General features: G+C 44.6%; 4 protein-coding genes. All 4 read left to right on the top strand.

All coding sequences use genetic code 11. From position 1 onward, the window contains the following. Nucleotides 1-81: 81 nt before the first annotated feature. The 4 genes from NC99_RS06640 to NC99_RS21615 all read left to right on the top strand — a co-directional run bounded on the left by NC99_RS06640 (nt 82) and on the right by NC99_RS21615 (nt 2,507). Complete coding sequence (locus tag NC99_RS06640) at nt 82-828, top strand: ABC transporter ATP-binding protein (protein ID WP_053181235.1); 747 nt, start codon at nt 82-84, stop codon at nt 826-828. Between the two features lie 73 nt (nt 829-901). Next, nucleotides 902-1,111: a GxxExxY protein gene (locus NC99_RS22655; protein ID WP_082326348.1), complete on the top strand. Its 210-nt coding sequence runs from the start codon at nt 902-904 to the stop codon at nt 1,109-1,111. Between the two features lie 18 nt (nt 1,112-1,129). After that, nucleotides 1,130-2,236: an ABC transporter permease gene (locus NC99_RS06645; RefSeq protein WP_053181238.1), complete on the top strand. Its 1,107-nt coding sequence runs from the start codon at nt 1,130-1,132 to the stop codon at nt 2,234-2,236. 82 nt (nt 2,237-2,318) lie between these two features. Further along, complete coding sequence (locus NC99_RS21615) at nt 2,319-2,507, top strand: GxxExxY protein (RefSeq protein ID WP_082326349.1); 189 nt, start codon at nt 2,319-2,321, stop codon at nt 2,505-2,507. Nucleotides 2,508-2,604: the final 97 nt, after the last annotated feature.

Below are 2,604 nucleotides of genomic sequence, written 5' to 3' on the forward strand. Positions count from 1 at the left end.
CTTAACTGTACTCCGTGGAACTCAGTGCTCAACTTGGTGTTCTCTGTGGTTAAAATTGAAAAATAGTAAACCAGAATAAAAATGAATCAACAAACCCCGGTAATAACGGTAAAAGACATGGTCAAAAAGTTCGGCTCTTTCACGGCTAACGACCACCTGAACTTCGAGGTTTATAAAGGAGAAATCTTTGGCTTTCTGGGAGCCAACGGAGCCGGCAAAACCACCGCCATGCGTATTCTCAGTGGCTTGTCGGCCCCAACTTCCGGAGAGATTACCGTGGGTGGCTTTGATGTGTACAAACAAACCGAACAAATCAAGCGGAACATTGGCTACATGAGCCAGAAGTTCTCCTTGTATGAGGATATGACCATCGCTGAGAACATCCGGTTTTACGCGGGCATTTACGGGATTTCGGTCAAACAGCGAAAGGAAAAGGAACAGCTGCTGCTCAAAAAGCTGAACCTGGAATCGGAGCGCGACAAGCTGATCGCTTCGCTTCCATTGGGATGGAAACAGAAATTGGCTTTCTCCATCGCTATTTTCCATGATCCGCAGATCGTGTTCCTGGATGAGCCAACCGGTGGCGTTGACCCGATTACCCGACGCCAGTTTTGGGATTTCATCTACGAAGCGGCTGCAGAAGGAAAAACCATTTTTGTGACCACGCATTACATGGATGAAGCCGAATACTGTGACCGGGTTTCCATTATGGTGGATGGCCGCATTGCTGCCCTCGACACCCCCGAAAATCTAAAAAAACAATTCCAGTCGGAGGATATGGATGGGGTGTTTTTGAAGTTGGCCAGAGCCGCGAAAAATGGGGAGTGATAGTAATTTAACCACAGAGTTTCACGGAGTTTTTCACAGAGTAATATGAGTTTAATTATAAAAATAAGCCGCTATGGAAATTAATCAAATCACGCAACCAGTTCTAAAATGTGCTTTTGATGTTCACTCAGCCTTGGGGCCAGGATTATTGGAGAGCGCCTATGAAGAGTGTCTGTTTTATGAATTAATTGAGTCCGGATTAAGCGACTGGCAAATTAGTAAACTTTGTGTTCCTCTGTGTCCACCTCTGTGTAACTCTGTGGTTAGGCAACATGAAAACTGAATTTTAATACTCAATCCTATGAAACGTTTTTTCGGATTTGTTAAAAAAGAATTTCTACACATCTTTCGCGATGTGCGGACCATGATTATTTTGTTTGGGATTCCGGTTGCGCAGTTGCTGCTTTTTGGGACGGTCATCACCAACGAAATCAAAGATGCGCACATTGCCATTTATGACCAGTCGAAAGATGAGGTGACGCGGGAAATTACTGCCAAGTTGCTGTCGTCGGGCTATTTTGTGCTCGATCAGTACCTTGAAAGCACCAATGACGTGGAAGCCATCTTCAAAAAAGGACAGGTGAAAGAAGTGCTCATTTTTGAATCCAACTTTGCACAAACCCTCGAACGCGAAGGAAAAGCCAACATTCAGGTCATTGCCGATGCATCCGACCCCAATATGGGTAAGTTGCTGGCTGGTTACACCTCCGGAATTATCAACGACTACATCCTGAAAGAAATGGGAGAACTGAAACTCCCCATGCAAATTGAACCCGAAGTACGCATGTACTACAACGAAAGCCTCGAATCGGTGCACTTGTTTGTGCCGGGCATTATGGCTATGATCTTGATGCTGATCTCGGCCATGATGACCTCCATCTCCATCACCCGTGAGAAAGAGCTGGGAACGATGGAAATTTTACTGGTTTCGCCGCTGCGGCCTGTGCAGATCATCCTCGGAAAAGTGGCGCCATACCTCGCCCTATCCATCATCAATGCCGCAATCATCCTGATTATTGGACACTTTGCTTTCGGAGTCCCCATTCATGGCAGTTGGATACTGCTCATGGGAGAAAGTATCTTGTTTATTTTGATGGCCCTGTGCCTGGGAATTCTCATTTCGTCCATCGCCAACAGCCAGATGGTGGCTATGTTTATCTCCATGATCGGTTTGATGTTGCCGACCATCTTGCTTTCGGGCTTTATTTTCCCGATCGAGAACATGCCCATGCCGCTGCAAGTCCTGTCCAACCTGATGCCGCCGCGCTGGTTTATTGTCATCCTGAAAAACATCATGCTCAAAGGAACCGGATTTTTATACGTGTGGAAAGAAACCGTGATTTTAATTGCGATGGCTGTTGTGTTTACCGCCATTGCCGTCCGGAAATTTAAAGTGAGGCTGGAGTAGCGAGTAATAATCATTTAACCACAGAGTTTCACGGAGTTTCTCACAGAGTAAAATGAGAGTATAATTGTAAAAACAAACACCTATGGAAATTAATCAAATTACAGAGCGAATTCTAAAATGTGCTTTTGATGTTCGCTCAGCTCTGGGATCAGAATTACTTGAAAGCGCCTACGAATTAACCTATCTAAAGCTTTCAGAATGCAAGATTGGACTGCTATTGAATTGCAATGTCGCATCCTTGAAAAATGGAATTAAGCGATTGGCAAACTAACAAACTTTGTGTTTCTCTGTGCCCAACTCCGTGTAACTCTGTGGTTAGATAACTTGAAATTTGAACCTTACGAATCGTGACACAAAATAAAAAAAAT

It is taken from the genome of Sunxiuqinia dokdonensis, from assembly GCF_001270965.1.
GTDB classification, from domain to species: Bacteria; Bacteroidota; Bacteroidia; order Bacteroidales; family Prolixibacteraceae; genus Sunxiuqinia; species Sunxiuqinia dokdonensis.